We start from the raw sequence: 23,860 nt of genomic DNA, 5'->3' as shown, positions 1-23,860 counted from the left end.
GCCTCTAGAATATTTTCACTAACAAGCAGACTTTTAAACAAACGAGCCATTTAGTCGCATAAAGGCGGTGAGTTAAAATGATGGAGACAATTTATATAATTATTATAATTGGTTTAGTTGTATTGTTCTTCGTTTCTCTTTTCTTGTATGTTGGCAAAACATCACATAATTCATCGGTCAAAGGTGGAAAGAAACGTTACCATAAAGGAGCAACTGGAAAAGATAAAATTATCTATGATGAAGTGGTCCGGTTGTTAAAAGAGAAGGAGTCAGTTATGAATATCCACCGTAAAACAGGGGTGTCTCGTAATACGGTGTATAAAATCCAGCATGAAATGGAACCAGAAGTTGGAAGGGATGAAGCTTATGGAAACTAAGTTATTACAAGAAATACATAAGGTATTAAGTGGCTTTCCTGAGTATTGGGATGGAGATACACTTTTGAAGAATAAATTAATCGAAGAAATAAGGTCCTATAATGAAACCGTTATTGAGGCGCTGTTATCTAATGAATTGGTGAAAAATACATACTCAATCAAATTGACGTCAGGCCTATTGTTTAAATCAGAAGTATTTATTAGTATGCTACGGTATAAAAATTATTGGGATAATAGTTACACAAAATACACAAATGAAGTTGGTCTTACAAGTGAGGGTAAGTATCTAAAGTACAACACAGACGTCGTACTAGACTTTCCTCATAAAGATGCTGTACTGGAAGGCGGAATGACCAAAGAAGATGTTGGTAAAAGGGAAGTTTACTATCATAATGTCATTGCAAAGGAAGAAATAGATACACTTTTTTCATCAAAAATCCTAAGGAACGTAAAGAAATTAGATGAACGTGGAGAAAAGGATATTGATGTTTTCTCAGAGAAAGAAAATTTAATTCTAAAAGGAAACAACCTTATAGCTTTACATAGCTTAAAGGAACGATATGCCGGAAAGGTCAAATTAATTTATATAGATCCTCCTTATAACACTGGTGGAGATAGTTTTAGATATAACGATCGCTTTAATCACTCTACGTGGCTTACATTCATGAAAAATCGTTTAGAAGCAGCAAAAGACTTATTGGCCGAAAATGGAAGTATTTGGATCAATATTGATAATAATGAAAGTCATTATTTGAATGTATTGCTAGATTCAATTTTTGAAAAGGAAAACTTTATTGCAGACGTGATATGGAATCATACTAAACAGAGCAAGAACGACGAAAGGTTTTTTTCAAGACATTATAATCATTTATTGGTCTACGCTAAAAATAAAGAGACAATGAAACCTTTCGAGTTGCCTAGAACAGATGAGGATAATAAGAATTATAGAAATCCAGATAACGATCCTAAAGGATTATGGAGAGCTGGAGATGTAAGAAGTCCAAACTTGCGTCAAACTTTAAAGTTTAATATTGAATCTCCTGACGGAACCATTATACACCCTCCGGAAAATGGGTGGAGATGGTCTAAGGAGTCGATTGAGGAAAAAATTAAAACAAAAGAAATTATATTCAAGCCAGATAATTCAGGTATTATCCGGAAAATATATTTATCAGATCAATCAGGGAGAACTCCTGAAAATATTTGGGATAGTACAGACTCTGGGACTACTCGAGAAGCAAATAGTGAACTTAAAGCATTATTTGGTCAATCAGTATTTTCTACTCCTAAACCTGAAAAACTTCTTCGTAAAATTATTCAAATAGCCTCGGAAGAAAATGACATTGTCCTAGATTTCTTTTTGGGTACAGGAACAACTGCAGCAGTTGCAATGAAAATGAACCGTCAATTTATTGGAATTGAACAGATGGATTATATCAACAGTGTTTCAGTACCTCGTCTTCAAAAGGTCATTGAAGGGGAACAAGGAGGTATCTCAGAGGAAGTTAATTGGCAAGGTGGAGGCAGTTTCGTTTATGCAGAGTTATATAGATTAAACGAAGAGTTTCTTCATGGTATTCAAGCGTGTCAGAACTCCGATGAATTAGAGCCCGTTATTGATCATATGAAGAAAGCAGCCTATTTGAATTTTAAGGTGGATTTGGAAAAGGTAACTGCGGAAAATGAGAATTTTCAAGAGTTATCCTTGGAGGAACAGAAGGATGTACTCATTCAGGTTCTGGACTTGAATCAACTATACCTGAATTATTCGGAAATTGAAGACAGCCAATATGATATTTCTGATTCAGTAAAAGCATTTAATTATTCCTTCTACCAAAAAGAAGGTGCTACGAATGAGTAATGAAATTCTTCACCGGCGAATAGAAGATCAGTTCAATTCCTTGTTTGTTACTCCTCCGGACGTTCCGGATTATATAAAGGATAACTTAAGTCATCCTTTACGAGGATACCAGGAACAAGCCTTGCGCCAATTAATCTATACGCAAGAACTGGATAGTGCCGACATGTCATTCAACCATCTTTTATTCCATATGGCTACGGGTTCCGGGAAAACATTGGTGTTAGCTGCAACCATTCTGTATCTTTTCAAGGAACACGATCAGCAAAATTTCATTTTCTTTGTAAATAGCGATGCCATCATTCGAAAGACTTATGATAACCTGACGAATGATCAGTCTGCGAAGTATCTGTTCCGCAAAGAGGGCATCGTCATTGATGGGCAACGCATTTCTATCCAAGTCGTTGATGTATTTCCAGCTTTCCCTGATCCCAACACCGTCTATCTGAAGTTAACCACTATACAAAAACTTCATGGGGATTTAACGGAGCCGAAAGAGAATTCATTGACTTATGAATCCTTAGAGAATATGAAACTGGTACTACTTGCCGATGAAGCGCACCATATCAATGCATGGACCAGAAGAGACAAACGGAAGCTGAATACGAAGGAAGCGGAAGAGAAAACGTGGGAAAACACCGTTAGCACCTTATTAAAGCTTCATCCATCGAACCGTTTATTGGAATATACGGCTACGGTCAACTTGAATCAAGATGTCCTGTTCGAGAAGTACAAGGATAAGATTGTATATCAGTATGATTTGCGACGCTTTATGGAAGATGGCTATTCGAAGAACGTAGTTTTACTTCGTGCGGATGAAGAAGACGAGAATAAGATGTTGAACGGCGTCCTCTTAAGCCAATACCGGAAATATGTGGCCAAAGAACAATGCATAGAATTGAAGCCGATCATCTTGTTTAAATCGAATAAAATTGCCACCTCTCTGGCAGCAAACGAAAAGCTTTTAAGTATGGTCCATGGATTAACACTGCAGGAATTATCACGAATTATTGACCTTGGCCATTCGATTTATAAGCATGAGAACAGCATTTGGAGTAAAATGTTCCAATATTACAAGGAACAACCTCTTGAAGAGGTGATTCGTGACTTGCAGTGGGATTTCACGGAAGAAACGATTCTAAATGCCAATGACAAAGCTTTTCTTTCAGAAGATAATGCGTTGCTATTAAATACACTGGAAGAACAGAACAACCCTATCCGTGCTATTTTTGCAGTGGCTAAGCTTAACGAAGGTTGGGACGTATTGAATCTGTTTGACATCGTACGGATCAGTGAAGGGGCTAGTTCGACGAAAACTACGACGGACAGTGAAGCTCAATTGATTGGCCGTGGAGCAAGGTATTATCCTTTTGAATATAAAGGGGAACGTTCATACACACGTAGGTTCGATCGATTACAAACTGATTTGAAAGTGATTGAAAGCCTTCATTACCATACCATTAATGATAATGCGTATATTAAGAACCTAGAGAAGTCCCTGGAGTCTGCGAGTATTCAAATTAAAGAAGATGAATACGATCGGTTAGAAGCGAAAATCAAACCTTCGTTTAAGAAGCATCCGATCTTTAAAAATGGGAAGATTTATATCAACAAGCTGGTGAAGACGACAGCTGATGATTATAAGACATTGGAGCAATATAATGTTACCACAGATTATGAAATTCCTTTTGAGGTAACAGTAGAACAACATTATGGCAAAAAGAAGCAACAGATTAGTACAGGACAGAAGCATGAACGAATATGGGTCGTGGAGTGCAGATTTATCCAGAAAGCGATCCAGAGGAAGCCATTTTTTCATTTTGAAAATTTCAGGCATTATGTTCCTGCTTTAACCAGCATGAAGGAATTTATGGAAAGTCCGGATTTCTTAGGGGAGCTCACCTTTTATGTATCTCTTCCTTTAGGAGTGGAGATTGAACACTTGAAGCCTTTGGCCAAACTCAAGATGGTCGAAAAATATTTGGATTATATTGAGAAGAACATCCGGTCCAATTATATGAAAGAGCGAGGTACTGCAGTATTCGAAGGGATTTCTATGCCGGACTTGATCAACGACTACTACATTGAACTCAATAAAGTGAATGCTAAAATATCCAACATAAATGAAGTTGTCCAACCAAGAAGTATGCGTGATAACCATTGGTATATCTATGATAAAGCGATCGTTAATAACTTGGAGAGCTCCTTCATTGATTTTATCAATGATTATATGGAGCAGCTGAAAGAAAAATATCAGGAAGTATTCCTGATAAGGAATGAACGCAAAGTAAAAATCGTTGAAATTAATGGCACACGTGGATTTATGCCTGATTTTCTGCTTTACCTTCAGGATGAGCAATATACGTATCAGGTTTTTCTTGAGCCGAAAGGAGACCATCTACGTTTACAAGACCAGTGGAAAGAAGACTTCCTGACCTCCTTATCTTCCAGAACTGACATAGAAGTCTTAACGGAGAATGAAGATGTCAGGCTGCTAGGTGTGAAGTTCTATTCCAATGATAAGAGATTAAAGCAAGGCTTTCGTGAGAACTTTAATAAGACGTTATTTAATTTATAGCATGTGTAGAAAGACGAAAGAACCCTAACCCTATCAATTTAGGGTTCTTTTTTGAAATAATTGATTTCCTACCTTCAATCTCATTGCTGTGAAGGATCTCAGTAAATATATTATTTCTATTTTTACACATATAGTATCTAAGTTTGGATTACATACTATATATTGTAAATATTCAGTTGGTATGGTACATTATAAACGTAGGCGAACACTTATTAAACTATTATCTAAAGAAAGGAGTAAAGTAGGGTATATTGGTTTTTTAGCATGGGAGTATAAGGTATTTAATTTGGCAAGGAGAAGTTTAATAAGTTTCTATTTTCCGGTAAACATTTTTGAGGGGTGGGTTCCTAATTACCACTTTATAATACGGTTTGAGGGAAGCCACATAATCTAAAAATGATGTTGCTCATATTTTATTTCCTATAGTCTGTTGTATGTTAAATTTTGTAGAACATATATCAATAAGAGGTGATCACATTGGCGAAACACTCCGGGGGCCCATTAGGAAAAGCTGGAAAAGTATTAGCCACCTCAAAATCTAAAAAGAAAAAAAGTGAAGCAGCTAAAACTCTAAATAAACACAAAAATAAAATGCATTAAATTTTGATAAAACGTAAAACATTTTTAGTGAAAATATTATTTATTTTACTTTGTGGTCCGCCAAATATCGATTAAACGTCGCCCTGCTTATCCCTGTAGCACCCAATATTTCTTTAATACTGTACTCTTTACTATCATACATCTTAAAGGCCAATTCTAGCTTGGATTGGTCTTTTCTTGGTCTGCCACCTTTTCTTCCTCGAGCTCTTGCTGCATCCAACCCTGACTTTGTACGTTCTGAGATAATGTCACGTTCAAACTGCGCTAAGCCACTAAATATAGTGAAGACAAGCTTGCCCATTCCCGTAGTTGTATCAATGTTTTCATTAATCGAGACAAAGTTAATTCCCTTTTCTTGGAAGTCATTGATCAAGTCCACTAAGTGTTTTGTGCTGCGGCCGATCCGATCGAGTTTGTAAACGACAACGGTATCTCCCTCACGAAGATACTTCACCATTTCATTAAATGCCGGCCGGTCTTTTTTCGTCCCCGTAATTTTTTCTAAGAAGATGTTTTTCTCTTCCACTCCATATTTCTTTAACGCATCAAACTGCATATGTAGATTTTGATCCTTGGTACTTGAAGACGGCATTCAATTTGTACCACTCTTGCAATCTTTTTTACCAATAAATGCGGAGAAGTTTACCACTTTTTGCGGAAGGCTTTACCATTCCTCTACCTCCTGTATACTTAATGAGCATGCCAAGCGGCATGACATGAGGAATACAGGAGGTTTTTTATGTTCCCATATCGGAGGATGTTGGAATTGCATTTCGAGGAAGAGAGAAGTTTCCGAAGTATCGCTGCCATCACTCGTCACTCCCGGCAAAAAGTAACGGAGGTGATAAGACTTGCCGAGAAGAGAGGACTGAAATGTCCATTAGACGAGGAAATGACAGATCCATGGCTTGAGGATTTCCTTTATCCGGAGAAGAAATTGGAAGCATCAGGGCGGTATATGATTGATTTTGATTATCTGCATGCCGAACTGGCTAAACCGCATGTCACATTAACGCTGCTTCATGAGGAATATGTGAGAAAAGCCAGGGCTCAAGATAAAATTCCCTACGCTTACCGAACTTTCACGGAGCACTACCATCGTTTTGCCCAGAAATATAAAGCAACCATGCGAATTCGGAGAAAACCAGGAGAGGCATTAGAAGTGGACTGGGCAGGTTCGCCTTTGTTTATCACCGACCCTGACACGGGAGAAAAAGTTAAAGTATATGTATTTGTAGCTACTCTTCCTTGTTCACAGCTTTCTTATGTGGAAGGATCTTTATCCATGGGTTTATCGGACTGGATTAAGCTTCATCAACACGCGTTTGCCTACATGGGAGGGACCACCCAAATCATCGTTCCGGATAACCTGAAGACCGGAGTGACGAAGCACACTTCCAAAGAGCTGGTATTAAATAAAACATACGAAGAAATGGCACACCATTATCGTTCCATCGTTATGCCGGCACGCGTCCGGTCTCCAAAAGATAAAGCCAGTGTGGAAAGTTCCGTCAACACGGTTTCCACGTGGATTATCGCTGCATTAAGGAATGTTCAGTGTTTTACATTGGAAGAACTGAATCAGGAGATTCAGAAGAAACTAGAAGAGTTTAACCATCGGCCGTTTACGAAAAAAGAGGGTTCACGGTGGTCAGCGTTTATGGAAGAAGAGAAATTTGCCCTTTCCCCTCTTCCCGCAAAAGACTACCAGATGTCTGAATGGCGGACTGCCAAGGTACAGCCCGATTATCACATCTCTGTAAAAAGTATGTTTTACTCCGTTCCCTATGAATACATAGGAAAACAAGTGGACGTGAAAGTCTCAGAGGAAGCAATAGAAGTGTATTTTCATCATATGAGAATAGCCTCTCATCGAACATTATATGGGAAATACGGCCAACATTCTACCTTGGATGATCACATGCCGGATAACCATAAACGTTATGCTGAACAAACACCTCAAGATGCGTTGGAGTGGGCCGCGAATGTAGGAGAACATACCCTTTTAGTCGTGAAATTCCTGATAGATAGCTATGACGTAGAAAAACAGGCAATGAAGTCCATTTTTGCCCTCAAGAAGCTGGAGCACAGCTATACCGTTTATGAGATCGAACGAGCGTGCCAAATGGTCTGCCAAATCACGAAAAGACCTACGGTCAAAAGTATCCAAACGCTGATCAAGAATAACAAAAAAGCAGCCACAGAGAAAGCTTTTGCACAGAGGAAACGAGAAGTCGACAATAAACATGGTTTTACTCGCGGTGCTTCTTACTTTGGAGGGAAAAGCAAATGAACCAGCAGAATATCGATAAACTTAGAACACTGAAATTATCAGGGATGGCAGAAGCCTATGAAGCTCTTTTTCTGAAGGAAGAAAACAAAGAAATGGATTTTGATACGTTATTGGGCATATTAATTGATCATGAAGAATCTAGGCGAAAAAACAATAAACTTCATCGCCTACTCAAACAGGCCGCGTTTCCGGAAGAAGCCTCGATAGAGGATATTCTGTATTACGATGATCGGAAGCTGGATAAAGAGTTACTCCTACGCTTAGCTAGCGGAAGTTATCTTCTAGATGGACGAAACGTTATATTAAAAGGAATATCCGGAGCCGGAAAGTCGTGGATAGCCATTGCGCTTGGTGTGCAGGCATGCCGTCAATTTTTTCAAGTGCAATACACGCGTTTGCCTGACTTACTAGAGGAATTTAAAATAGCCAAATATCAAGCAGATAACAGTTACGTCAAATTGATGAAAAGGCTGTTGAAGGTGGATCTATTGATTCTAGATGAATGGCTACTTCATGCTTTGACCAATGAAGAAGCAGCTCTCCTGCTTGAAATCATTAACGCCAGGCGCCAAGCAAAACAATCCAACATATTCTGTTCCCAATTCGATATTGATGGATGGTATGAAAAGCTGGGAGATGGTACGCTGGCCGAAGCTATTCTCGACCGGATTGTCCATGATTCCTATGATATATTTATTGATGGAAAGGTATCCATGCGAGAACGCTTTGGTGTGCACCAAGAAGCAAGGAACGAAGAGAACGACGTTCTCCTCTAAAGAAAGGGATAAAGGACAAAAAAGGATGAAATCACAAGTGGGTTTCATCCTTTTTCAAGCGTGGTAAGAGGTAACGCAAAGAGTGGTACATTTACTCGCAAAAGGTGGTAAAAAAGATTGCAGTGGTGGTAAAAATCGTCCGCCGTACTCAGTACTAACCCGAGCATAGCCAAATAACATTTTTTGGAACCCCTTTTTGAATTTCGTTACTTATATGTTATCAAAAATGATTAAATAAGCACATATTGTAACTTTGTTTTTGATACGACTTTTGAAACTTGAGTTCAGGCCAAGTTTCGGGAATTTTTAAGAGTTTCAAATGAAAGTGTGGACTGTCTCAAAAACGAACGTTTTGGGGTAGCTGTCCGATTCGAAGCATAAGAGTTAGTTTAAACAGACTACATGATGGTGCCCGTCAATTAGTTTGTTTGAGCCATCTCTTAGATCGAGATGAGTTGAATCATACGGTTGATGAAATTAAGGAACGTTACGGGACTGATGCCATTATGTATGCGACATCTACATCAGCAGGAATAGCTAAATAAAGGGAGAAGGAAAATAGGTGCTCGTTTTATCGTTAACTCACAACTATTGGGACTCCTGTAAGGGAGGACGATCGCATGCAAATGAAGTTGGGATATCTTTGAGGGTAATTAAAAGATAATCATGTCAGGCGTCGTTTTTTTTTATCAATCTGAGCTAAGTATAATTCTAATTGTTTCAGTAAATTATCAATATCTTCTTTCGTTGGATAACAATTATCTGATGATTTTTTTGTTAAATAGCTCATAATAGATACCTCCTGCCATTACTATATACCTACTGTTATAGTACCGCAACCTGAGGGTGGGGAAGGAACTGTAATGGAGGAATCTGCAAAAATTGTGTCAAAATAGACTAATATTGGAAGCGAAGAAAAGTGTTGTCCACGTACCCTGCATGTTCTTTAGTAAAAAATTCACACAGTTAAGTTATTTATTAATGGTAGACGGTTCTTAATTAGCTGATAGCAGCTCTCTAAATGTCTAAATTCTTTTGTATCCAGTGTTTCCATATGGCAAATTTTATTCCGAATATCGGTTAATTGATATAAATGCTGCCGCTCTATTCTGGAAAAAAAGCCTTGTAAGGGAGGGGACTTGGCAAAATAGGGGATTAGCTCATGAAAATAACAAGTTTCCAACGCGCGATGCTCTTGTATTTGTTGTTCCCAATTTACCCCGTAGGCGGCCCGCAGCTCCTGAGCAATAGTCCTACTTAGGCTGATCTCAGGGGTTGGTGCTATTTGGAGGACAGGTGAACCTTGTTACCACCCACTGATGAAAAGTTTTTTTGGTCTTTCAGAGAAAGATGAAGTTTTAGGATTTATCTATTTGGGCTATGCAGATACTTTTAAGAGTAAAAGTCGTAGAGTCCCTTTTGAAGAAAAAACAGTATGGATTGAATCGGACTCTACAAAGGGAACATAGTGCCTGCTTCCAATATAGCGTCCTATCCGTCTGCCTCAGGCGAGCGGGGCAGGAGCACTTAAAAACAATGAAAAACCGGTTTCGAGAGGCAGCTTCGGAAAAACGAGAAGTGTTTGGAGATAAGGTAGTGGTACGGACGGTTCCCATGCCAGTTTATGAGACGGAATAGTGGTTATGATCTATTTGCCAAATAATCATCAACTGTTCCTTCTACCTTAATACACTTTTTTATAGTTTCATCTCTTCTTTTAGTATTTGGATCTGTTCTTTTGACAAATCCGTAAACTTGGCAACCATTTCCACGTTCAAACCTTCTTTGAGCATTCTTTTTGCCGTTTCTTTAATGGTAGCTTCTCTTGCTTCCTCTCTCGCCTCTTTTACTCGTAATTCTGCTTCTCGTTTGGCTGCTTCTTCATCCAGCACCTGTTTGAGGCGAGCATCATATGCGAGGACTTCCTCCGTTGATGCACTGAGTACATCCCATCCTTGGAAGGCACTTTTTAATGTTTCATCTTTCATGGCAATTACCTCCAACTCTTTATAGATATCTTCGTATACCTGGCCATTCCGATGATCTACCATCCCTAACAGCAGCATCCATCTTGCAAGAACATCATTCCACGGATCGAGTTTCTCCTGCTTCCAATCGCTCATAAGCTTTGGCATCTCTAAAAAATGAAATTCCATGACATCGGTCAACCGGAAGCACTCTTCATCCTCGTATAAATGATAGGTGGTATGAAAGCGGTCTGTTTGCTCAAATAAGGAAAAATTCATGATGTTGATGGCAATGACGGGACGAAGCTCGCTGTATCCCATCCTTCTCTTCATGGGGGCACGATATACAGTGGACCAGTAATAAATAGAGCGTTTCACCATATTGTATTGGTTTGTAAATTGTATCTCGATGTTAATCCATTCTCCGGTATTAGTCATCGCTAAAATGTCTAATCTGGAACGCTTATCTTCCTCGTATTCACCACTAAACTCGGTATTTTGAAAAGAAATGTCCTGGATTTCTTCGTGACCGCTTTGCTTGAGGATCGCATTCAAAAAGACGACGGTAATCTGAAACGGCGCTATTATCTATATTTTAGTGAATATTTACACCAAGTCCACCAATATGTTCCTCTTTTAAAAAATAGACAGTTAGGGTATGTTATATACAGAACACTAGTTCCTTTTTCGGAGGGTTGGATTATGGGGAAAGCAATCCTATTATGTGACATGGTTTCTTTCTATGCCAGTGTAGAAAAACTACATCGACCAGACTTGGACAATAAGCCGGTGGTAGTTGCCGGTGATCCCGAAAGAAGATCGGGCGTGATTTTGGCTGCATGTCCAGTCGCCAAACGATACGGTGTGAAAACAGCGATGCCGTTATGGGAAGCTCAAAATCATTGTCCTCATGTTGTTGTCATTAAACCACGAATGCAAACATATATAGAGATTTCTCTGGCTATTACAGAATTGATGCAAAGCTATACCGATAAGGTTGAGATATTTTCAATAGATGAACAATTCTTAGAGGTTGATGATGTTGTGGCTGATCAGGTAGCAGCCTCGTTACAAGAAGATATTCTGCGACATCTAGGATTGCAAAGCAGAGTGGGTATAGGCACTACTAAATCGTTAGCTAAAATGGCATGCGACCACTTTGCAAAGAAAAACAATAAGGGGATTTATCGTCTGCGACAAGATCAATTAGAAGATACATTATGGCCGCTTGATATTGGAAAGTTATTCGGTGTGGGAAAGAGAATGGAAGCGCACTTCCGCAATATGGCAATACGAACCATTGGGCAACTAGCTAATTACCCAGTAGACTTGTTGCAAAAACGTTGGGGTATTAACGGCGTGGTCCTTCATCAAACAGCATGGGGAATCGACTCTTCTCCTGTATCGCCTAACACTCATAATCGCAATAAAGCAATTGGTCATCATATCACTTTGCCAAAAGACTATGCGTTGTGGAAGGACATACGAGTTCCCTTGCAGGAACTTAGTGAAGAGGTGGCCAGGAGAGTGCGCGCCAATGGTTATATGGGGAAAGTTGTTGGAGTAGGGGCTGGTGGCCAAGACTTAAATGAACGTACTGGATTTCATCGTCAAGTATCCCTGCATGAACCTACAAATGATGGGAAAGTCATTTATCAAGCAGCGAAGAATTTGTTCGATAAATTTTGGGATGGTTACCCGATTCGGAGTTTAGGAGTCAGTTTAAACGGATTAGAGGACGGAACTTATCGACAATTAAGCTTGTTTGAATCATCATTAGAGCGTGAAGAATTAAATGAGACCGTAGACAGTATTAAAGAGAGATACGGAGCAGATGCCATTATGTATGCGACATCCTTAACTGCTGCAGGTTTAGCTAAAGAGCGTGCTAAAAAAATAGGTGGTCATTATAGATAACGAGCCTGGCATTGTTATGCTATGAGCCGACTATTACACAGTATAGTGACTTTAGTTATCTGGAACTTTCCATTAAAGAAAAAATGATATAAGAAAGGCAACAGTTTTAGGACGTGTTTTATCAATTTGTTATATTTAACTATTTTTTATATTTAATAGTTTTAGAACGAAAAAAAGCCTTTAGAAACAAGCCTTAGAGTCTATTAAGGCAACACTATTAGGATGATGAGCAACACTATTAGGATAGAAGGCAACGATTTTAGGATGACAAGCAACAAATTTAGGATAAGAAGCAACGATTTTAGGATGATGGGCAACAATTCTAGGACAAGAAAGCAATCACTTTGTTTATAAAGGCAACAGTTTTAGGATAAGAAGGGTACACAGTAAGGCAACAAATTTAGGATGGAAAGGCAACAGTTTTAGGATGGTAATTTCTAAACGAATAAACAAACGAGTGATGACAATAAAAAAACACGTATAAAGGCAACAAAAATAGGATGAATTTGAAATGAAAGGATTAAGGATAATATATTGAGTGAAAAAATTAGAAAATATAAAATGAAAGGCAACAATTTTAGGATGCGAGGTCTTTAAATGCCTATATCCATCCTAAAATTGTTGCCTTTAAATATTCGCCGTAGCCTTGTCGCACTTTGAAAAATGTACCATAATTATGTTAAAGAACACAGTTAAGTAGGTGCTGGTATATATGGTAGCTCTTAAAACAATTGAAAACGATACAATAGTTAAATCAAATAAGTTGAATGAAGCTCTGTTTAATTTAAGCTCGATAGAATATAAACTAGTTCTGTATATTGCATCTAAGATTAAAAAAGCGGATAAAGATTTCAAAACATACAAAATACCAGTACGTGAATTCACACAAGCTATTGGCGTGAAGGGAAATGCCTACCATAAAGAAATTGAAAATATTAGTGAAGAAATTATGTCTAAGCCTATTAAGTTTGTGGATGAAGAAGGCTTCCAAATAAGCAACTGGTTTAGTTACATACGATATAGAAGAAATGACGGATACATTGAAGTTCGATTTGATGCCAATTTAAAGCCTTACCTATTAAATCTTGAAGGGAATTTTCTACAATACACCTTTAGGCAAATCTCCAGTCTTAAAAGTACACATTCTATACGCATGTTTGAATTAATCAAACAGTACTTAGTCATTGGTCATCGAATCATTGATCTAGAGGATTTGAGGAAAATGCTCGATGTGGAAGACAAATATAAACGTTATAGTAACTTCAAACAGCGTATTCTACTGAGGGCTATTGATGAGATCAAAGGAAAAACGGATCTTCGCTTTGAAGTCGAGGAGATTAAGAAAGGTCGCAGCGTCCAGAAAATAAAATTTTACGATATTAAATTTATGGAGGCTGAATTTAATTCGTATGAAGAAGCTTTTGTGACCGATACTCCGTTAGAAGAAAAAGTAAAAAATGCTTTTTTTGCTTTAGGAGTGTATATTCGAGAAGATGATCTAAAAGAAATTACGAGTTATCCTGAAATGGTAGTCCAAAATGCAATGGAACAACTCAATAATAAAATGAGATCTGGGAGCGTTAATTATCCAGTAAGCTACCTAAAGGGTATCTTACAAAACCTGCATGACGCCCCAGAAGCAATGGAAAGCAGCGTGTACGATAGGTTGTGTAAGGCAATTTGTGATACGTATAAGGGTGAAAAAGGTACTGTACCTGGGTGGTTAATTGAAGAAACGGCAAAAAGTGTATTAAAAATAGACTTGAAAATAGAAGATGAAGAACAGATGAACAGTATTTGGAGTCAGTTTGGTAAGAGCATTATCCAACAGGTAAATAAAATGATTGAGAAAAATAGACGGCTGGGCAAAAAATAAACGATGTGGGAACATCGATGACCAGAACAAGGAATCACATTGACGTCATACAGCGCGCAGAGTTTCAAGCCGATGTGTGTGCTGTTTCAATGTTTATTGTATGTTTAAAAATAATATTTGTTCCTAAGATAAAAAGCGTAATTTTACTCTTTCATTAATTTTTTTAAAAATATACGATTAAATTATTATAAAAACACTTGATATTTATTAAATCTTATAATACTATAAGGGTAAGCAAAAAATAACTTGCTTTTTTAAAAAAATAATAAACCAAACTACCGGAACCCCCGATGTTTGTATATGATCTCAACAAGTGTACGTATGTATTTCTTGTATTCACTTCCTGTATTCAGGAATCTTTGGATACATAAATTCAATTACCGTACAAGTTGATTTTCATATAACAACGTCGGGGGTTTATTTGTGTTTAAGGGGGAGATACATAAAAAATACTGCTGTTAGATGAAGTTTCTAGATGTCGATTTTGTAACGTTCTCGATCTATGACCAACCCTATAATCTACAAAGTTATTCTCTGTGTCTCGTTCTTCTGTGATTGGTTCAGATGAGATGTTATATGCGTTTTCCAAATAGGTAACTAGAAGGGAACGGTAAGGTGGTGCTTATAAAAGACATCACCACAGAATCGAAATGAAAACCTTTTAGAAAAAATAAAAATTATTTTAAGGAGGAATACAGAAATATGAATCTGATGAAAAAATGGTTAAAAGAAGAAGAAGGTTTCCAGGTATTTGAAAAATTTGGTCTGACACAGGGCGGTGTTTTGCTTGCACTAGGTGTTGCTGCAGTCTGTGTGGTTGTTATGAATAACTACTGGGGTGAAGTAGGAGGACAATACTTCAGTTCCGATACAGGTATTGATGGTTTCGTAGACCCATCAAACGCTGAAATGATGAACTGGGGAACTTCTACTACTGGGCAAACTGGATGGCAGTAAGTCGACCGCTGAAAAACTCTCGCTGGATAGCGGGAGTTTTTCTTTTGAAAGGAGGTTTTTTAAATGACAAATCCATTTATCAAATGGTGGAACGAAGAAGATGGCTTTATTGTCTTTGAGTCATTAGGGCTGGTGAAGGGGAGCTTGATCGTTGCTACGGGTGTGATCAGTATCTTCCTAGTGATCATGGCATACGAGTACACCCGTATGGAAAACGAGTTCATTGGAAATGAGGTGGAGGCAAATGAAGCACTTCAACGTTTTTCAACAGGGTAAGCGGATGAGAAATGTGCTAAAGAATGAATCTGGTCATTATCTGATTTTTGAATGGAGTAAACTTACCTTGATTTTTATGATTCTCCTTTTCATTTTGCTCCCGGATCTCATCATGATTGGACGAGTTGCGTTTTATGGTCACAGCGCCAGCAGTTATGCAGTTGAAAGAGCAGCCGATCAAGGCCAAATGAACGACGCGTTAGCTAGTGACGTAATAAGCTACTTGAATGCACGAGATATACCGGATTGCGACAGTAGCGGGAGCGGGCGATCATGCTATGAACTGTATGGTAGCACCGAAATGAAAGGGATGAATAGTCCAGATCCCGACGTAGAAGTAAAGGTTGTCATGAAACACAAGCCTGCAATATTACAGGTTCTCCCTTCGTTACGGCTAAATGACTCGCTTGCAATGGAAGAGGGAGTTATTAATATGTCTTTTACTAAAATGGCGTCGGCAACACCGTATGTAAGAGATTAGCTATATATCCAACTTATAAATTTATGAAAATCTCATTTATCTTTTTTAGGAGGTATTGATAGTGAATAAAGGTGCTAAACACGATAAAACCATTTCTAATATAGGGAAGTACTCCACTGTGACAGCAACATTGGCAGCAACCATGATCGTACCAGCGATGGTGCAAGAAGCACCGGGCGCGGATGCCCAGCAAAACGACCAGAAAGACGAGAATACGCCGTTTAATGTGCTGGCGAAGCCATTGGCGTTTGTAAAGGACCAAGTGGCCCCTGCGACAGCGGAAGCGGCGAGTGTAATTATGATTGAAACACCGGAAGATTTAGACAATATACGTAATAATACATCAGGACATTATGAGCTTGCCAATGATATTGATTTATCAGGGATTAATTGGGAACCAATAAATTATTTTAAGGGAACATTAGATGGTAATGGCTTTAAAATCACCAATTTAACTATTAATAGACCTAGCTTGGATTATGTTGGGCTATTCAACTTAGTGAATGAAGATGGAGAAGTACGAGATATTGTATTTGAAAACGTGGATATTAATGCTAGGTATTATACAGGTACGTTAACCGGAATGGCTGAAGGAAGTAAGATAAGTGGGATTAGCGTAGAGGGTGGCAGTGTTAACGGGTACGACTATGTAGGGGGTATTATTGGTCAATTAAGAGGGGACTTAAAAAACAGTCACACCACTGTTGATGTAACAGGCCGTCGTGAAGTTGGAGGATTAATAGGTAGAGCTAAGTATTATGATACAAGAACACATAATAACTTTGTTGAAAATGTTTATTCAACCGGTAACATCAATGGAACAAAAGACGTTGGAGGATTAATAGGATTTTTATGGGGAGATATAGTTGTTAATGCATACACTACCGGAAGCGTTGAAGGGCGCATAAACGTAGGGGGAGTGATTGGAAGATCCGAGTCAAATGGTCCGGAAATTCATAATGTACTTACGACATCTAGTGTTATCGGAGTAGATTATGTAGGTGGATTGGTGGGGAATAACTTAGCTGGAAGGAACTCGAATTTATTTGCGCTTAATAGACAGATAGTGGGGAAGTCTGATGTTGGATTAGCTTTTGGTGGCTACAGATCAACTTATAGTGGGTATTGGAATGTCCACGTTAGTGATAAGTTAAAATCTACCACTAACACTACAAACAATTACTTCAATAAATTTATTAGCGATGAACAAATAGTACATCAACAAACATACGAGGAACTAGGAGCACCAAGAGGGTATTCCTTTGATTTCGGACCTGGGGCATGGTCTATTGATGAAGGAAGAAGTGTCCCTTATTTGTCTGAACCGTTCTTAACTTTCGAGCCTGAAATACCTATTCCAGAAGTTCCGGTAGATTTTAAAGAAACTAATGTAACCCCTGACTCTATCACTCTACAATGGGGTAAAGATAAAGATGCAGAATCATATGTTTTAAAACGGGACGGAACAATAATTTATGAAGGTAACAGTACTACTTTTAAAGACGAGTCGTTAGAAGCCAATACTACCTATGAGTATGAACTTATTGCCATAAATGAAAGTGGAGCCTCAGACCCCTCAACATTGACTGTTTCTACGACGAACAATTCTCCGACGATTGATAAAAATATCAAAAATCAAACAGCAGTCGTGAACCACGATGAACACAAATACATCACTATTGAGGATCTTAATATATATTTCCGTGATGAAGATGGAGACAGTTTATCATTCGATGCCACATCAGCTGACAAGTCCATTGCTACCACTGAAGTTAATGGTCATAGATTAACGGTTGAAGTCCTAAAAGACGCGGAAACAGAAATAACAGTTACAGCTAGAGACGGTAACGGGGGTTTAACTTCACAGACTTTCACCGTAAAAGGGGAGTACATTTTAAGTGAAGTACCAGAACTGGTAGTAGGAGAAACTACAAATAGTTCCATTTCGCTCAATTGGAACGAATTAATAGGCGCTGATGAATATGTGTTAGAGCGTCGTCCGAAACAAGCGGGTGTATTCCGTACACTATCTGCTTTCTCCCCTTTTACCGCAGGTGATGGGTTTGAAGAAGTGTACCGCAGCTCTGGTACCTCTTTTACGGACGACAACTTGCGAAAAGGTTCTCGATATGAGTACCGACTAAAGGCTGTTAATAAAAACAGTGAAACGGAATCAGCCATTCAAGAAGCTTATACCTATCAAATAGTTACCTTCCACTGGCTCCCAGTGTACGATGACAACCATGAAGAAGCGGAGGCATATGAAGTTTCTAAAAACGGAGAAATTGTGGATACAGTAACCGGTACATCTTACACCGACACGAAGGCTGTACCAGGTGAAACGAATCTCTACCGTGCAACACCAATATTCGCGGATGGCACCAAAGGTGACGACATTATCATTGACGATATTGTTGTACCAGAAGGAGAGGACGATGTTGTGGTTGATCCGCCAGCGGATCAAGACCAGGGGAATCCACCACCCGAAGAAGGGGATGGAGATGGAGAAAATCCAACAGACCCAGATTCCGGCGACGAGAATGACCCTACTGATCCTGGAAATGGAGAGGGCTCCGGCGGTGACGGAGAGAACACTGGTGGAGATGGGGACACGGGTGGTGAGGATGGTAGCGACCCAACAGATCCTGGTAGTGGAGAGGATGGTACAGGTGAGGATGGTAACGATTCAACAGATCCTGGTAGTGGAGAGGATGGTAGCGATCCTACACCTCCTGTCACCGATGAGGACGACAACACACCGATAGTACCGCCGGCGGATGAGGATCAGTTAGAGAAGCCGGATAACGGGAATATTGGAACACCTTCGAATCCTCCAAATCCAACAGACAAAGAAGATCCCGGCGACTTGGATAAACCGGACGCTCCCGGTGTAGACGTTGGACCCGACTACATGCGTCTTGCTTGGGGTGCGATTGATGGGGCTGCTTACTATGAAATCAAACGAAACGGCACCATCATTCACACCGAAGATCACGTGTCCGGGCACGATCTTTACAGCTATACCGATCAGCCTATCGACCCAACGGTGTCGTACCATTATGAAATCATTCCTTATGCGGCGAATGGCGACAACATCACGGATGAGGACGGAAACAATCCAATTCCACCGTTTGATGTGCTGGCAAAGCCAACATTCACAGAGATGCAGGACGCGGACGGGAATCTCTTACTGGATCTCTCCGACCTATCGAACGGCTCCACAGTCGCGTCTCCAGAAGCGGAAAGTCTGGTGTTAACGGCTGACTATCACGACGTCAAGGAAGGCCAAGTGGCAGAGTATTACACCGATGCGGATGGCTGGACCACGTATAACGACACCATTTCTTTAACGGAAAACGGGGATGTGTTCCTGCGCGTGCGATCCACTGAGCCAAACGACGATAGCGTGAGTGCTTACTCTTTCTTGACGTTTGCGAATATCATCGGAGATGGCAATGGCGATGAAGAACCATCGAAAGATTATACCGCTATTCCGTTTGCGATCACAGACGGCTTCCGTGGCAGTAAAGTGTTAGAGATGGAAGAACTGGAAGACGGCGTGACCGTTGAATTGAGGCAACAGGATGAAACAAAGTATGATGCCTACGCACGGAACGGACAAGCAAATTTTGGAAAGGTAGCCGCCGGCACCTATGACGTGTACTTTGACGGGGCGAAGCACCAAGACCAAGCGGTCATCGGCGATGCTTCCGGTGAAGATGGAAGCGGAGAGGGCGACACTGGGGAGCCGGGGGAAGACCTGGATTACAGCACCACCCCGTATGAGGTTGTGGAAGGCTTTCGAGGAAGCATTGGCATTCGCATGACGGGACTCCAGGACGGCGAAACGCTGGAAGTCACGCAAAACGGCGAAGTTGTTGCTAGTGCCACGTCTAAAAATACCGAAGCGTACTTTGGCCGCTTACAGGACGGCACGTATACGCTCGTGATTAACGGTCAGGAACACGAGACCCCGATGGTTGTAGGAGATGCTGCCGGCGAGGACGAGGGCGGTACAACACCGGACGGTGATTTTACGGCGTTGCCGTATGAGGTGGAACGCGGATTCCGTAATGCCGTACTTCTGAATATGGAAGGACTGCCGAAAGGGCAGAAAGTAGAGCTTCGCTTAGATGGCTCGGTCATCAAAACAGCAACCTCCACAAACGACAAAGTAAACTTTGGCATTGTTGCCGATGGCACCTATGACCTGTATATCAATGATAAGCGTCATGAGACGCCATTCTCGTTACAGGATAATTCGGATAGTGGAAACGACGCTAGTGGCGAGGACTACCAAGATACACCGTTCACAGTGTCCAACGGTTTCCGCAACACCATCAACATGGAGATGGAAGGGTTAGCGAGCGGGTTACGTGTGGAGCTTCACCAAAACGGAGAAGTGGTGGCTTCTGATACGTCTTCCAGTGGCACGGCGAACTTTGGTTTCGTGGCAGACGGGGAGTACGAGCTGTATATTCAAGGCACGAAGCATAATCAACCGTTTGTCGTGAGTGCAGGGGGAAATGGCGGCAGTCAGCCAGGTGGCAGCGATTCTTCGGCAGACTATACCACAACACCGTTTGAAATCGTTCACGGCTACCGGGGATCCATCGGCTTCTCGATGGAAGGACTTCAAGACGGGGTATCCTTTTTGCTGAAAGCTGACGATAAAGCCGTCGCTACCGCTACATCGCTTCGCGGCGAAGTCCAATTCGGTGAGGTTGCCGTTGGCACCTATGACGTGTACGTCGAAGGAGAGAAGCACCAAGACACGTTTACCGTCGGAGATCCGGGAGCGCCGGAGCCGGATGAACCGTCTCTTGTCACCACACCGTTTACCATAAAAGACGGCTTTCGTGGTAGTAAGACTCTCCAGATGGAAGGGTTGCCCAAAGGTTCGGAGGTGGAACTGAAACAAGCCGATGAGTTGGTTCAAACCGCTACCGCTAGGAAAGGAAAAGTGAAGCTACGCTCCTTGAAGAACGGCATTTATGACCTGTTCATAGACGGCGAGCAGCATGCTTTTTCCGTTGTGATCGGTAAACCAGCCTCGGAAGAGGTGGCGGTGACGAAAGAAGCGGATGGGTACACGCTTCAATTAGACAAAGCGAAAGCCGGCAATGTAGTAGCCGCTTTTGACAACGAAGGAAGAGTTTCTGTATTTACAATCAACGATAACGGCACAGCGCACATCGAGAATCTACCCCCTGGCGACTATGACCTATTTTATAGGGGATACATTAGTCTAGTGGAGGAAGCCGATTCAGAAAACACTCTTTCTATTACCATCGAATAAGATTGTTCAAACAGCGCGCAGGCTTTCACACGGGTCTGTGCGCTTCTTTTTGCTTCCCTGTAAAAAAACCCATTTTGTGGTCTACATGTGGAATGTGCAGTCCATGTGAAAGACAATTTGTGGTCTACATGTGGAATGTTCTCTATATGTACTCTACATGAATGCCCAAATTATTTACGAAAACTCCTTTCCCAATAGGAAATAGGAATTAAGCGTGAAAATAGAACCGAACCCTTACTAATAATTTCAGTTAGGGATCGGTTTTTTGTTTGTAGTGTCGTGTGGTTATCTTAAACTTTTAGTAAGGAGAATCACGATACATATCCTCAGCCTCTGTAATGGACTTTACATCAAATACACCATAGATGGCCTGGATAAGCTCTTTGATTTGTTTTTCTTCATAACCAAGCTTTTGGGCTCCAACGATCGCATAACCAAGGCAGGCTTGATTACTCCACTTATTTTCCGTAGACTGAGCTTCCCAAACCAGGTGGCGCAGGAATTGCGAACGATTTCCTTGAGCTTCTTTCTCAAACCATTCCCATTCATGCTCTGGGAGTGTTAAAGAGATTTTTTTAGTCGTACCAACCGGTGGACGACCCACAGGCTTTTTCTTCGAGAACAATTCAGTGTAGCAATGCTGACAGTATACTTTAAGTTCGTCGTTGATATGGATTTGCTTCACATTATCACGTCCATCACAGCGATCGCATAAGTGAGTTGCATTCATTTTTCAGTTCCTCCCACTAATAAAAGTTACTTTTATTTTACAATATAAGTAACCTAAATTAAATGTCCTGTTGTGCCTACTGATTGAACATCTATACTTTCAATATTTAAAAAATTTATTCTTCATGATAAAATAGTAGTAGTAAAATAGTTTTGAAAGAGGGAGAACAATGAAGCATGTTCCTAAAGAGACCAATACTGTACCAACAAAAGAAGAGGTGGATCAGTTGTTAGAAGAGTTAGATCGTTATTTGGCGGCAAGAGTTGAAAGATCGTGGTTGTGCCAAAGAACAGAAACAAAATCCTAACGTAGACGAAATAAGTAAACGACGATGTTTTGTGGTACATTCCATGCACCAGAGAATGAGGAAAAGCATATGTGAGGTACAAGTGATCAGTGGTATACATGTGGCATGTAGATCACTTGTGGAGATGAATATGTGTCCTCCATGTGGTTTGAGAATGTTAATGGGCATGAAAAAGTGAGTTAAAAACAAGTTTCACGGGTATACAGAAAGAGAATTAACATTTGTTTTTACTAAAAGAAAGCTTTTATTTAGAAGGACTTTTAAGAAGGAAAGCTTCTATACAACGTTGCTACTTGTTCTGGCGCAAGCGTTTCCCTTTGTAACCCAAACAAAAAACCGAAATTATGAAGCCATAACTATTAAAAAAGCGAAAATACGATTACAATTATCCTTAAAAAAACAAAAGAATATTGATACAACCCAATGAATGAACATGCTTCCCATGAAGTAGCTTTTTTTGTGGCGGTTATCCCCTCCTTTCACAATGTCCAGACAAAGGTTTTTGGTTTTGTAAGAGAATAAGCAATTGATAAGGTGTTAACCATATTTTATCCTCATGTATGTTTTTGTTTTTTTAAGAGATATGGCTGAAAATAAGGATAAACAGAGGAATGAATATACAACGTTGTACTCTTAATAGTGGTTAGAAGGGAAGAAAAGGAAAAGGATAAAAGCAAAGAAAAACAAAAAAGAAAGGCAACAGGTAAAAGAGCATACCTAAAACCCCTCTTTTAATATTTTTCAAAAACAGGGGGCTATTTGTCCGCAAAACCATTGATAAATACAGGTTTGAAGGACTGTTGGTTATAATTTTTAGTCTGCTGTTTCACTAAGGAAGCAGAGGAGCATGGGCTAAGAGATAATCCTCAAACTTCCATTCTTCCAGCGGAAATCTCTGGCGATGCTGCGCAAGACGTTCTGAGAAACAGGCTCCAAACCAATGGAGGGCTTGATCTACTCCATGTACCCTAGCGTGTTCCAGTAGCTGGTACTCCTTCTCTACGTACCACTCCACGTCAAATTGATGAAAATGAGCGATGTCGCGATAGGTGACCATTCCTGGCAGGGAAGAAGCTTCCTCGCATTTTTGATAGGATTCTAACCGTTGGTGGAGGACAGGAAGTATTTCGCCAATCCAGTCTTTTGCTCGTTTAAATAACCACTTCAACTGCTTGGTATTGAAGTGAGACATGGTGCTCGCAAACTCAAATCGTCTGTCATCATGATCTTTTTCATCCCATTTCCAGGTGATATACGCTTCGAGTCCCTCTTGTTCAGCCAAATCAATAATTTCTCTTGATTAGGCGAGAAGACTCCCACTTCAAGGAGCGTTAGCGAGTAAGTGGGAGATGAATCGCCTTCGGACAAGGGATAGCTTTAGCTATCTCGATTGTCCGACTGTTCTAAAGCATATTGAATAAGATAGATAATCGTTTGGGTGCGAGTCGTAAACCCCTTCTTTTCTTTAAATTCATCAATACGTTTCAATAATTCTTTCGGATAACGCATATTTAAAACTTGAGACATCATTCACCCTCCTTGTGTATTAAAATAATACATGATATAAT

General features: G+C 40.1%; 19 protein-coding genes. 13 read left to right on the top strand and 6 right to left on the bottom strand.

Annotated features, from left to right (window positions below; translation table 11 throughout):
• The first annotated feature begins 77 nt into the window (after positions 1–77).
• The 4 genes from LOR49_RS13640 to LOR49_RS17540 all read left to right on the top strand — a co-directional run bounded on the left by LOR49_RS13640 (position 78) and on the right by LOR49_RS17540 (position 5,413).
• Positions 78–377 carry a helix-turn-helix domain-containing protein gene (locus LOR49_RS13640; protein WP_240377296.1) on the top strand — a complete coding sequence of 100 codons (300 nt, stop codon included), beginning with the start codon at positions 78–80 and terminating at the stop codon, positions 375–377.
• Positions 367–2,238, top strand: a complete 1,872-nt coding sequence (locus LOR49_RS13635; RefSeq protein ID WP_240377295.1) for a site-specific DNA-methyltransferase — start codon at positions 367–369, stop codon at positions 2,236–2,238. Before LOR49_RS13640 ends, LOR49_RS13635 begins: the two co-directional genes overlap by 11 nt.
• Positions 2,231–4,813 carry a DEAD/DEAH box helicase family protein gene (locus tag LOR49_RS13630; protein ID WP_240377294.1) on the top strand — a complete coding sequence of 861 codons (2,583 nt, stop codon included), beginning with the start codon at positions 2,231–2,233 and terminating at the stop codon, positions 4,811–4,813. The genes LOR49_RS13635 and LOR49_RS13630 overlap by 8 nt, the downstream gene beginning before the upstream one ends.
• Positions 4,814–5,290: 477 nt before the next feature.
• Entirely contained in the window at positions 5,291–5,413 is a 123-nt protein-coding gene (locus LOR49_RS17540; protein ID WP_275899670.1) for a hypothetical protein, read from the top strand.
• Between the two features lie 40 nt (positions 5,414–5,453).
• On the opposite strand, the gene LOR49_RS13625 is transcribed toward LOR49_RS17540, so the two are convergent.
• Positions 5,454–6,005, bottom strand: a complete 552-nt coding sequence (locus LOR49_RS13625) for a recombinase family protein (protein ID WP_240377293.1) — start codon at positions 6,003–6,005, stop codon at positions 5,454–5,456.
• 147 nt (positions 6,006–6,152) lie between these two features.
• On the opposite strand from LOR49_RS13625, the gene istA reads away from it, so the two are divergent.
• A complete protein-coding gene (istA, locus tag LOR49_RS13620) occupies positions 6,153–7,706 on the top strand; it encodes an IS21 family transposase (protein ID WP_240377292.1) in 1,554 nt (517 codons plus the stop codon).
• The gene (gene istB / locus LOR49_RS13615; RefSeq protein ID WP_240377291.1) at positions 7,703–8,482 is read left to right on the top strand and encodes an IS21-like element helper ATPase IstB; all 780 of its coding nucleotides are present in this window, start codon (positions 7,703–7,705) and stop codon (positions 8,480–8,482) included. Before istA ends, istB begins: the two co-directional genes overlap by 4 nt.
• 664 nt (positions 8,483–9,146) lie before the next feature.
• Here the strand turns inward: istB and LOR49_RS17535 are convergent.
• Positions 9,147–9,272: a hypothetical protein gene (locus tag LOR49_RS17535; RefSeq protein WP_275899669.1), complete on the bottom strand. Its 126-nt coding sequence runs from the start codon at positions 9,270–9,272 to the stop codon at positions 9,147–9,149.
• Positions 9,273–10,179: 907 nt separating this feature from the next.
• Entirely contained in the window at positions 10,180–11,004 is an 825-nt protein-coding gene (locus LOR49_RS13610; protein WP_240377290.1) for an Rpn family recombination-promoting nuclease/putative transposase, read from the bottom strand.
• A gap of 147 nt (positions 11,005–11,151) precedes the next feature.
• Between LOR49_RS13610 and LOR49_RS13605 the strand changes: the two genes are divergently transcribed.
• The 6 genes from LOR49_RS13605 (at position 11,152) to LOR49_RS13580 (ending at position 21,255) form a co-directional block, all read left to right on the top strand.
• Positions 11,152–12,366, top strand: coding sequence for a DNA polymerase IV (locus tag LOR49_RS13605; protein WP_240377299.1), 1,215 nt, complete (start codon positions 11,152–11,154; stop codon positions 12,364–12,366).
• A gap of 712 nt (positions 12,367–13,078) precedes the next feature.
• Positions 13,079–14,242, top strand: a complete 1,164-nt coding sequence (locus LOR49_RS13600) for a replication initiation protein (RefSeq protein WP_240377289.1) — start codon at positions 13,079–13,081, stop codon at positions 14,240–14,242.
• 702 nt (positions 14,243–14,944) lie between these two features.
• Positions 14,945–15,199 (top strand): hypothetical protein, encoded by a 255-nt coding sequence (locus tag LOR49_RS13595; RefSeq protein WP_240377288.1) that lies wholly within the window; start codon positions 14,945–14,947, stop codon positions 15,197–15,199.
• Positions 15,200–15,262: 63 nt separating this feature from the next.
• Positions 15,263–15,475: a hypothetical protein gene (locus LOR49_RS13590; protein ID WP_240377287.1), complete on the top strand. Its 213-nt coding sequence runs from the start codon at positions 15,263–15,265 to the stop codon at positions 15,473–15,475.
• A complete protein-coding gene (locus tag LOR49_RS13585) occupies positions 15,444–15,956 on the top strand; it encodes a hypothetical protein (protein ID WP_240377286.1) in 513 nt (170 codons plus the stop codon). The genes LOR49_RS13590 and LOR49_RS13585 overlap by 32 nt, the downstream gene beginning before the upstream one ends.
• Positions 15,957–16,017: 61 nt before the next feature.
• Entirely contained in the window at positions 16,018–21,255 is a 5,238-nt protein-coding gene (locus tag LOR49_RS13580; protein ID WP_240377285.1) for a ZmpA/ZmpB/ZmpC family metallo-endopeptidase-related protein, read from the top strand.
• 298 nt (positions 21,256–21,553) lie between these two features.
• On the opposite strand, the gene LOR49_RS13575 is transcribed toward LOR49_RS13580, so the two are convergent.
• Positions 21,554–21,985, bottom strand: a complete 432-nt coding sequence (locus tag LOR49_RS13575; protein ID WP_240377284.1) for a hypothetical protein — start codon at positions 21,983–21,985, stop codon at positions 21,554–21,556.
• A 169-nt stretch (positions 21,986–22,154) separates the two neighbouring features.
• On the opposite strand from LOR49_RS13575, the gene LOR49_RS13570 reads away from it, so the two are divergent.
• A complete protein-coding gene (locus LOR49_RS13570) occupies positions 22,155–22,292 on the top strand; it encodes a hypothetical protein (RefSeq protein ID WP_240377283.1) in 138 nt (45 codons plus the stop codon).
• Positions 22,293–23,121: 829 nt separating this feature from the next.
• On the opposite strand, the gene LOR49_RS13565 is transcribed toward LOR49_RS13570, so the two are convergent.
• A complete protein-coding gene (locus tag LOR49_RS13565) occupies positions 23,122–23,574 on the bottom strand; it encodes a hypothetical protein (RefSeq protein WP_240377282.1) in 453 nt (150 codons plus the stop codon).
• Positions 23,575–23,669: 95 nt separating this feature from the next.
• Positions 23,670–23,819: a ribbon-helix-helix domain-containing protein gene (locus LOR49_RS13560; RefSeq protein ID WP_198297593.1), complete on the bottom strand. Its 150-nt coding sequence runs from the start codon at positions 23,817–23,819 to the stop codon at positions 23,670–23,672.
• Between the last annotated feature and the right edge of the window lie 41 nt (positions 23,820–23,860).

The organism is Bacillus piscicola (genome assembly GCF_022458745.1).
Taxonomy (GTDB): Bacteria; Bacillota; Bacilli; order Bacillales; family Marinococcaceae; genus Alteribacillus_A; species Alteribacillus_A piscicola.
This window is presented reverse-complemented; position numbering and strand designations above follow the sequence as displayed.

Excerpts from the sequence above, each read along its gene's own strand:
- LOR49_RS13640 (WP_240377296.1), top strand. The coding sequence starts at position 78 with ATGATGGAGACAATTTATATAATTATTATAATTGGTTTAGTTGTATTG.
- LOR49_RS13635 (WP_240377295.1), top strand. The coding sequence starts at position 367 with ATGGAAACTAAGTTATTACAAGAAATACATAAGGTATTAAGTGGCTTT.
- LOR49_RS13630 (WP_240377294.1), top strand. The coding sequence starts at position 2,231 with ATGAGTAATGAAATTCTTCACCGGCGAATAGAAGATCAGTTCAATTCC.
- LOR49_RS13625 (WP_240377293.1), bottom strand. The coding sequence starts at position 6,005 with ATGCCGTCTTCAAGTACCAAGGATCAAAATCTACATATGCAGTTTGAT.
- istA (WP_240377292.1), top strand. The coding sequence starts at position 6,153 with ATGTTCCCATATCGGAGGATGTTGGAATTGCATTTCGAGGAAGAGAGA.
- istB (WP_240377291.1), top strand. The coding sequence starts at position 7,703 with ATGAACCAGCAGAATATCGATAAACTTAGAACACTGAAATTATCAGGG.
- LOR49_RS17535 (WP_275899669.1), bottom strand. The coding sequence starts at position 9,272 with ATGAGCTATTTAACAAAAAAATCATCAGATAATTGTTATCCAACGAAA.
- LOR49_RS13605 (WP_240377299.1), top strand. The coding sequence starts at position 11,152 with ATGGGGAAAGCAATCCTATTATGTGACATGGTTTCTTTCTATGCCAGT.
- LOR49_RS13600 (WP_240377289.1), top strand. The coding sequence starts at position 13,079 with ATGGTAGCTCTTAAAACAATTGAAAACGATACAATAGTTAAATCAAAT.
- LOR49_RS13595 (WP_240377288.1), top strand. The coding sequence starts at position 14,945 with ATGAATCTGATGAAAAAATGGTTAAAAGAAGAAGAAGGTTTCCAGGTA.
- LOR49_RS13590 (WP_240377287.1), top strand. The coding sequence starts at position 15,263 with ATGACAAATCCATTTATCAAATGGTGGAACGAAGAAGATGGCTTTATT.
- LOR49_RS13585 (WP_240377286.1), top strand. The coding sequence starts at position 15,444 with ATGAAGCACTTCAACGTTTTTCAACAGGGTAAGCGGATGAGAAATGTG.
- LOR49_RS13575 (WP_240377284.1), bottom strand. The coding sequence starts at position 21,985 with ATGAATGCAACTCACTTATGCGATCGCTGTGATGGACGTGATAATGTG.
- LOR49_RS13570 (WP_240377283.1), top strand. The coding sequence starts at position 22,155 with ATGAAGCATGTTCCTAAAGAGACCAATACTGTACCAACAAAAGAAGAG.
- LOR49_RS13560 (WP_198297593.1), bottom strand. The coding sequence starts at position 23,819 with ATGTCTCAAGTTTTAAATATGCGTTATCCGAAAGAATTATTGAAACGT.